Origin of the sequence: Bacillus sp. AFS059628 (genome assembly GCF_002571225.1) — a bacterium.
In the GTDB taxonomy this organism is placed as follows: domain Bacteria; phylum Bacillota; class Bacilli; order Bacillales; family Bacillaceae_G; genus Bacillus_A.
In genome coordinates this window covers 1-8,551 of the sequence record NZ_NVEC01000155.1, presented here as the reverse complement: position 1 = coordinate 8,551, position 8,551 = coordinate 1, and the positions used below count along the sequence as shown (strand labels likewise).

Here is an 8,551-nt window from a genome sequence, read left to right as displayed (position 1 = left end):
CTAAATTCTTTGCTTTCGCTGCATTTTGAGGTGGGGGTCTTACTGCCCATTAAAGTGGGATAAATTCTAATATATTCATCACATCAGCCATTCATTCTTAATGCTCACTTCGTCTTCACAAAATAATATAAAAACCACACCGCATGATTTTGTTCATCGGCAGCTATTCTGCGCATTAACTCTTTCAGATGTACATCCGATGTTTCATCTGAAATTTCCAAGTAAAAATCTACTGTCTTCTGTTCATCTTGTATAGCGAATTCTAATCCTTGTAAGTACGTATTTGGACATTCTTCCGTAATTTGTGGTTTCGGCTGCTGACCCGTTAAATTTGTATAGATTTGTACAAAATGATGGAAATGCTTTATTTCATCGTTACGAATCTCAAGAATTTGATTTCGTTCCGCCGTAATTGGAGCCATATTAGCTAATTTCGCATAACAATTTATAGCACTAAACTCTCCGTTAATTGCTTTCTCAATATCACGAATCAGCTTATCATTTTGCCTATACGAATCATAATAATTCGAATTATACATCGTATCCCCTCCATTATTCCGCATAACATTTTATGCAATTTTAAATAGCAGGAGCATGTATACAAAAAGGAACTGCAAATCCGAACTTTTTTATTCCCTTTAACCTATAAGTTAATAAAAGATAAAAACGCTTCACTCCTAGTGAAACGCTTTTATCTTTTATGCGTTTAATTCCGTTTTGTGTTCCTTTCCTACACTACGTTTGAAAGCAGTCGCTAAAATAATCATCATACTTACCGCACCAATCCAAACGAGTACAGTAAGAGGTGTACTCCAGCTTAATCCTTTTCCGAAGAAGAATATTTCTCTCAGTCCTTCAATCATAAATCGCATTGGCAACCATGTGTACACCCAGTCTTGGTAAAATGGCGATAACATTTCAGGTGCTAACGATAATAACGGTGCCCCGAAGAATAGTAAGAGAGCGAATACACCGATTCCCTTTAGTCCAACTAATGAAAGTACCGCCGATATCATTAAGAAGAAACTAAAGGATGTAATAGATAGAAACAGTGCCGTATCTGTGAAGTTCGAAATATTTAACCCTACCATACCATCCGCGATCCATGTAAGACCGAACCCAATGACAAATATGGCATCTGCTCATATTGGTGTGATTCAGCAATGGTTAAATACCGGGCAAAAAGAAACACCTGAGGAAATTGCTCGCATTTTATCAACAATCGCAGTTCATGGGCCTTTTTATGCGGCTGGTTTAAAGAAATAAGCCAAGTATATATGAAAAGATCATCCACTATAATAGCGGATGATCTTTTATTTCATTACAATACTTCAATATACCCTTCAGTTCCATGTACCCGAATTCGTTGTCCGTCTTTTATTAATTTCGTAGCATTTTCCACACCGACAACTGCTGGTAATCCATACTCACGTGCAATCACTGCTCCGTGCGTCATAAGTCCGCCAACTTCAGTGACTAATCCTTTTATAGACACAAATAATGGTGTCCAGCCAGGGTCAGTAAACGCAGTAACTAATATATCTCCTTCTTCTAAATTCGCTTCTTCCATGTTTAAAATAACGCGAGCTCTTCCCTCAATCACTCCTGAGGAAACAGGCAAACCTACAATCGCATCAGCTGGGAGGTTTTCTCGTTTATATTTACCTGTAATGATTTCTCCATCAGACGTCATGATACGAGGAGGCGTTAGTTTTTCATATAATTTATAATCATTTTTTTGTTTTTGGATAAGCTCGTAATCTAGTTTATTCGTACGGACTACTTCGTGAAGTTCTTCAAAAGTTAAATAGTATATATCATCGGCCTCACGAATGATACCGGTCTGCACAAGTTGCTCAGCTTCTTTCAATAATGCCTGCTTGTATATGAAATAACGATTAATCATGCCGTATTTTGGATATTCACGATAACCGATAAAATTACGTATATTACGAATCATTTGCTTCGTCTCTTCTACTTTTTGTTTACTATCCGGCAAGTGCTGTAATCGCTCTATTAACTCTTCTTCTTTTTTCAAAGCTTCTTGCAGTCCTTCTTCAAATTTCCGCTTACTCGCGCCATATTCAAAATCTCTTATATTATTTAAAATCATCGGGATAATTGTAGTTGGCTTTTCACTCCAGCGCGTTTTCGTAATATCTATTTCTCCGCTACATCTCATTCCGTATTTATTTAGAAAAGTTAGAATCGCATCTCGGGCTTCTTCTCCACCTTTAAACTGAACTAGTTCATTTAAAAAGCTATCATCTTCTACATGTTGTAAATACGTAATAACTTCTTGATACGGCCGAATCACATCAGCGACATCCATTAATGCTAAACCCATTTCAGATGTAATATTATTTTGTACCGATTGAGAAAGCGTGTCTGCTGCATTCTTTTCGCCTAGCCATTGCTCCATTTTTTCATTTATCCATGTTGAAGCATTCATACCTGCCATAATGACAGCGATACTTTGCGGGTTAAATAATACTTTTTTTAATTGCTGGATGTCTTCCAAAATAAAATCAAGTACATCCACCCCTGATTTCGTTTGCATGTTTCGTTTTAACTCTTCGATTGATGCTTCACTATTTTGTATTAAATTCGTAACGATTGCCGGATCATTTTCGATTTCTGGTTGTGAATTTGCAGGTGGCACACTTTTGCCAGCACTCTTTCCTTTTTCATCATCTGGTAACAATGTAATAAAATTATCTCGCTCGATTATAGTCGTTAATGCATCTCTTACGAGTGGATCTGATTTTCCTAAAGTGTTTATTAAATAATCTCTGCTAGCAGGTGAAGCTAATTGTTGCGTAGCATCCACAAACAGCCTTCCTCCCGCTTTACGCATAGGAGCATTAGTCGTTAACAGGAAAAAAGATAACCCAAGCGGTTTCATCGCATCGGTCATCATTTGTTGGTGACCAACTGATATATACACATGATTTCCCCCATCATTTTCTTCAGGAATTGGATATAAAGTCGTAATGGGGCGACTTTGGACAATATAAAATGTATTATGGGCTAAACACCATTCAATATCTTGCGGACAACCAAAATAAGCTTCAATCTGTCTTCCGATACTTACTAGTTGTAAAATTTGTTGTTCAGACAATGTTTGAAGTTGTTGCTGAGCTGGATCAATCTGTTTCGTCTCAGTTCCGCCCTCTTTTACAGCATAAATAGCTATTTTTTTAGTCGCTATCATCGTTTCTTTAATTTCGCCTTCTTTTACTTTATAATTATCGGCAGAGACCAATCCTGATACTAATGCCTCACCAAGTCCAAAACTGGCATCAATGGATAACACCTTTCGGTTAGAAGTAACCGGATCAGCCGTAAATAAAATGCCCGAAGCCTCAGGGAAAACCATTTTTTGAACAACAACACATATAGAAACTTGATTATGTTCAAAACCATTTTGCATGCGGTACATAACTGCTCGCTCTGTAAATAAAGACGCCCAGCACTTTCTTACATGCTGTAAAATTGCTTTTTCTCCAATAATATTTAAATACGTATCTTGTTGACCAGCAAATGAGGCATACGGTAAATCTTCAGCCGTAGCACTAGAGCGCACGGCATACGCCTGTTCATTTCCAAAACGTGAGAGATAATGAGCTACTGCTTCCACTACATCAGTAGGGATTTCTACTGCCATAATGACTTCCCTAATCTTCTTACTCATTTCACCAATTTGAGCTCGCTCTTCCTTTTTCAACTTTGTTAGCTGCTGCAACAAAGTTTGAAGCTCTTCATTTTGCTCGATGGCCTTTTCATATCCTGCCGTTGTAACACAAAATCCTTCTGGTACTTGTATCCCTTTAACGCTTGATAACTCCCCTAAATTCAAACCTTTTCCACCGACGAGTGAAAGCGGCGTGTTTTCTATTTCCTGAAAATCGAGAACGAATGAACTCATGTAACATCTCTCCTTACTATGCATGTGTTCTTGATTGTAGCAGGAGTAAATACGAAGAAACAGTCTATTTCGAACTTGATTTACATGATATAATTAACTTAGGAAGAGATAATTTTTTTATTTTTCCCCCTCTCATTCCCTTCAATTCCATCTCCAAACTTACACATTTTTTGATTACGAAAAACCTCTGTACAATAAATCGTCTTATTTAATGGCGTTCTATTAGCTACTGTTGTGTAGTTCTTTATAATAATATATTTTAATATTAATATTAATGTTTTGTTAACCCATTACCCTCCTCAAAAAATTGTAGCAACTATTATATAAATTCATATGTCTCCACCTTAATTCTAGGACTTAATTTTTTTGTAATCCCCCACTAATTCTTTTTCAAATGTCTCAAAATGGATTCGAGAAATTGGGGAACTATAATGTCGTATTGAAACATATTAAGGAGGATAACAAGTGGACAAGGAAATGAATTATGGAAGTGATTACAAGTTTATTCCAGCAACTTCAATTGAAAGTGGTCATGGCCTCGAAGTATTGCCTGATTTATTTTGCTACACGATTCAAATCGTCAACATATGTTTTGTTGGAAATCCGCATACCGATGATTTTGTTTTAGTTGATGCCGGAATGCCTAAATGTGCAAATGAAATTATCTCTGTTACTGAGAAGCGATTTGGCACAAATAGCCGTCCAAAAGCAATTATTTTAACTCATGGGCATTTTGATCATGTTGGAGGAATCATTGAACTCATTAAATATTGGGATGTTCCAGTCTATGCCCATCAAATGGAGATACCGTTCTTGACTGGACAACAAAGCTATCCTGAACCAGATCCAACAGTTGAAGGTGGTATGGTAGCGAAAATGTCTCCCCTGTTCCCTAATGAACCGATTGATTTAGGAAATAGCGTAAAAGCACTACCTACCGATGGAACTGTTCCCCATATGCCAGAGTTTAAATGGATTCATACACCAGGGCATACCCCTGGGCACATTTCATTATTCCGAGAAAAAGACCGAACTTTAATTGCTGGGGATGCTTTTGTTACAGTGAAACAGGAATATCTATATAAAGTATTTACTCAGGAGCAGGAAATAAGCGGCCCCCCTCGTTATTTAACAACAGACTGGAAAGCCGCTAAAGAATCAGTCATTAAATTAGAAGAATTAAAGCCTCTGGTCACTATTACTGGACATGGGTTACCAATGTCAGGTGAATTGCTATCAACAAGCCTCAAAACACTCGTTCAAGAATTTGATAAAATCGCTGTACCCGATTATGGAAAATATGTAGACAAAAAAATACATTAAGCATGAAAATACTTTGTTTATCTTTTCATATTAATGAATCAAAATATAATACAAAATTATCATTCAAAAGGTTTTAAACTTAAACTGTTAAAAAATTGAATGTAGGCAATATCTATATCCTAAAAATAGAACTACTCTTTTGGAATAAAAATCGAGCTTTCGCACACACTACCTTTAATAAAGTCTGCTTCTTACCCAGGCTTTATTTCTTACCATTAAAGAGCAGTCATATAAATAACTGCTCTTTTTAATTTTTTAGTATAAGCTTAAATTTTTCGTTCATACTATACTTAACCCATGAAATAGTTATACTCCTTACATTCATGGATGTAACTTTCTCGCTGCAGTTAGCTTTTGCTAGCTGCTTTTTTATTTATAAACTTTAAAACTCATACAAAACTCCATATTTTTAACCATATCCCGAAATTCAATCCTTTTAACTTGGCTTCTAAAGAGGTTTTTATGAAAGTTATTAATATGCTGTGACAGGAAGTAAAAGAAATTTATGTAGATAGATTAATGACAAACTGGACTCCATTATCTCATTTTGTATATTTCATAGAAATGAGATAATTAATTCAATGTTAGAGTCTTTAGGATGAACATGGAGATATTTCAATATTGAATAGTTATAACGTAAATTTTAAAAATGAAAATATAATACTCATTTTTATCAAAGCTTCTTTTAAGTACAGTACGATTAAATTTTATTTCAAAGTTTTTAGTTTCAAAAGATCCGATAAACTTACTATATTATTGACTTTCGTTCTCGATTTGCTACTCCTGAACCATTGTAAACAAAGTATAAAAATTAGAACAATATCAATAAGATCCCCACCATAATACATAAGCACGCTCCCAATTTCAGCTTGTTCAGTGACTACACCAGCAGGCGGATGAGCATATATGTATTTTGATAATATCCCATGACCAGCTGATGCAACTATTAAAATAATTGATCGGTATATATAACTATACCTATGGGATATTGGATCAATATAAATCATTGATGTGGTAAACAGGTATCCTGCAATAAAAACATGGAAATGTATGAACAAATGAAGAAGTATACTTTTGTGCATCATCGAGTATAAATTAGTAGTATAGAGAATCCATAGCCCTCCTAGATTAAGCGAGGTTGCGATAATGGGATGAGTAAGGATTTGTAGCGGCTTACTCTTTAGTACACTTGAAAGACGTCGCGCTGCTTTCACATTGAGCGTTCGTAAAAAAAGAGTCATCGGAGCTGCTAATGCTATAAAAATTGGAGCAAACATCCCAAGGAGCAAATGCACAAGCATATGTATTGTGAAGTCATTATGAGCACGATGAGCTAAAGGTCCAACAACTGCTATTGCTACACAAATAAGCCCTAAAACCCAGAAGACACTTCGATATAACGGCCATCGTTTGTACTGACGATTTGATAATACCGTCGATACAATATAAATTATTAATATAATTAAAATGAATACGAATAACAAAAAATCCAATAAACTCCATATTTCGTGATAAAGATGGTTATTGTTCATCTAAACTTTTCCCTCTCAATACTCTTTCATCGGTTCTTGTCTGAAAAACTAGTAGAATTCCAATTAAGAGCATTACAGCCGCAATTATATTCCATATTACGTCGTAGATAAGAACATTATCTACGTATCGAATCTGGTGTATTTTCATTAGTTTATGTTGAATTATACCGTCATATAATTGAAATCCACCACTACCAAGCATTAACCCGCTCCACCATCTTTTCAACCAAAATGCATATCTACGACGAAGATCAGCAACTATGAACAAGGAACCAATCGTTGCAAACCAACTAAAAGCATGAAAAAGACCATCTGAAATCAATCCAATATCTGTTGTAGATTTATCATAGAAATGGTGCCAATGTAGCAGTTGATGAAAAATAGTTTCATCTATAAAAGCTACTAACCCTAGGCCAAACAAGATGCCTGACCATAGATTACGGGTCAAATAAACAGAAGAGGTTAAATAGCTTGTATTATCGGTTTTAGTAACCATTAAATCCTATCCTTTCCACTAATGTATATTCTTATTTTTCCCAAAAGAAAAACGTGCTAAACATACTTAGCGCCAAAGGAAACTAATGTTCAGTTAGCAATATCGTATAAATACTTATTCTCTAGCATATTTAATATTTGTTTAAAACTCCCTAAAAAACTTTAAGAAGTTCACCATTCTACAATAGCGTTAGTATAATTTCTTTAGTATTTTCGAATGAATCTATATTTTTATCCTTTAATCAATTTATTAACAATGGAAATTACCATTTAGTCTTAACTATTTGATTTTCTATAAATAAACTATAGTTTTCCTCTAAAGATAATTTCCATATCTTCATTTTAATATTGCATTTGTATTGCCTTTTGCACATTTTGAACATCATTTTTTAATAGTTGCTTTAAATCGTAAGCTGGATAGTAACCACGTTCGTACATAAAGTTAAAAACCTGCGCATGTAATTGTATAGCGCCATTTATTTGGCGGGTTAAAACTTCTCTAAGTCGGGGTGTTGCAGTTTCAGTAATTGCGATTGCATAATTTCGAACGGATGTCTTTGCTAATCCAAGCAAATCTCCAGCGTAAAATCCAGTGTCATCACGATGCTGTGATTGAAATCCAGGAGCATACGGATAAAACTGTACTAACTCTTGTAGATTGTTTTGGATGGCATTTATAGCTTTAATATATAACGATTGAAGTGCTTGATCAGGTACATTTCTAACTGATTTTTTTAATTTGATTAAACCGTTCGCTTGGAATGCTACTAATTCATGTAAATCCAATGTTTCATGCCAAGCTAACTGATTAGGATAAGACATATATGTTCCCCCTTAATATTCATTCATGCTACATTATGCAAAAAAAATGTAAAAGGGGCCTATACTACATAAATTCATTTCAACCTAATTTGTCATTACCTTCTATTTTCTATGTTAATCACCATAAAATAAACTTAATTCCTCTTCCCTACTTTTTTATATCCTTAATTTTAATTTTCAAAATGACTTCTTCGCCTTTACAATCTATAAATTTAATTTTTTCTTCCTTAAAAATCCCCACCATAATACATCCTTTCTCGTTTCGTTATAAACCATACTAGTTAGAAAATATAAATGTGAACATTGTACCTATATATTTTTTCAAATTTTATAGGTACTTAAATTTATACATGATTAGATTTTAACTATGAAAATAACTAAACTGTAGGGATTATCCATAAAATTATTTAATTTAAATAAAGTGAAACTTTAATCAGTGGGGGTTTTCTTC

The 8,551-nt window shown here is 34.6% G+C and carries 6 protein-coding genes and 2 pseudogenes; 2 read left to right on the top strand and 6 right to left on the bottom strand.

Features of this window, described 5'->3' with window-relative positions; translation table 11 throughout:
- Nucleotides 1–104 precede the first annotated feature (104 nt).
- Nucleotides 105–539 carry a ferritin-like domain-containing protein gene (locus COL05_RS30655; RefSeq protein WP_098671337.1) on the bottom strand — a complete coding sequence of 145 codons (435 nt, stop codon included), beginning with the start codon at nt 537–539 and terminating at the stop codon, nt 105–107.
- A 159-nt stretch (nt 540–698) separates the two neighbouring features.
- Nucleotides 699–1,142 (bottom strand): annotated as a pseudogene (locus COL05_RS30650) (ABC-2 transporter permease); the annotation flags it as partial.
- Between COL05_RS30650 and COL05_RS30645 the strand changes: the two are divergent.
- Nucleotides 1,132–1,266, top strand: a pseudogene (locus tag COL05_RS30645) (TetR-like C-terminal domain-containing protein); the annotation flags it as partial. The pseudogenes COL05_RS30650 and COL05_RS30645 sit on opposite strands and share 11 nt — an antisense overlap.
- A gap of 55 nt (nt 1,267–1,321) precedes the next feature.
- On the opposite strand, the gene ppsA reads toward COL05_RS30645, so the two are convergent.
- A complete protein-coding gene (gene ppsA, locus COL05_RS30640) occupies nt 1,322–3,928 on the bottom strand; it encodes a phosphoenolpyruvate synthase (RefSeq protein ID WP_098671335.1) in 2,607 nt (868 codons plus the stop codon).
- 465 nt (nt 3,929–4,393) lie between these two features.
- Here ppsA and COL05_RS30635 point away from each other — a divergent pair, with 465 nt between their 5' ends.
- Nucleotides 4,394–5,251: an MBL fold metallo-hydrolase gene (locus tag COL05_RS30635; RefSeq protein ID WP_098671334.1), complete on the top strand. Its 858-nt coding sequence runs from the start codon at nt 4,394–4,396 to the stop codon at nt 5,249–5,251.
- A 707-nt stretch (nt 5,252–5,958) separates the two neighbouring features.
- Here the strand turns inward: COL05_RS30635 and COL05_RS30630 are convergent.
- The 3 genes from COL05_RS30630 to cotF form a co-directional block, all read right to left on the bottom strand.
- Nucleotides 5,959–6,783 carry a cytochrome c oxidase assembly protein gene (locus tag COL05_RS30630; RefSeq protein WP_098671333.1) on the bottom strand — a complete coding sequence of 275 codons (825 nt, stop codon included), beginning with the start codon at nt 6,781–6,783 and terminating at the stop codon, nt 5,959–5,961.
- Nucleotides 6,773–7,279 (bottom strand): DUF2243 domain-containing protein, encoded by a 507-nt coding sequence (locus tag COL05_RS30625; RefSeq protein ID WP_098671332.1) that lies wholly within the window; start codon nt 7,277–7,279, stop codon nt 6,773–6,775. Before COL05_RS30625 ends, COL05_RS30630 begins: the two co-directional genes overlap by 11 nt.
- Nucleotides 7,280–7,620: 341 nt before the next feature.
- Nucleotides 7,621–8,100, bottom strand: coding sequence for a spore coat protein CotF (gene cotF / locus COL05_RS30620; protein ID WP_065484273.1), 480 nt, complete (start codon nt 8,098–8,100; stop codon nt 7,621–7,623).
- Nucleotides 8,101–8,551: the final 451 nt, after the last annotated feature.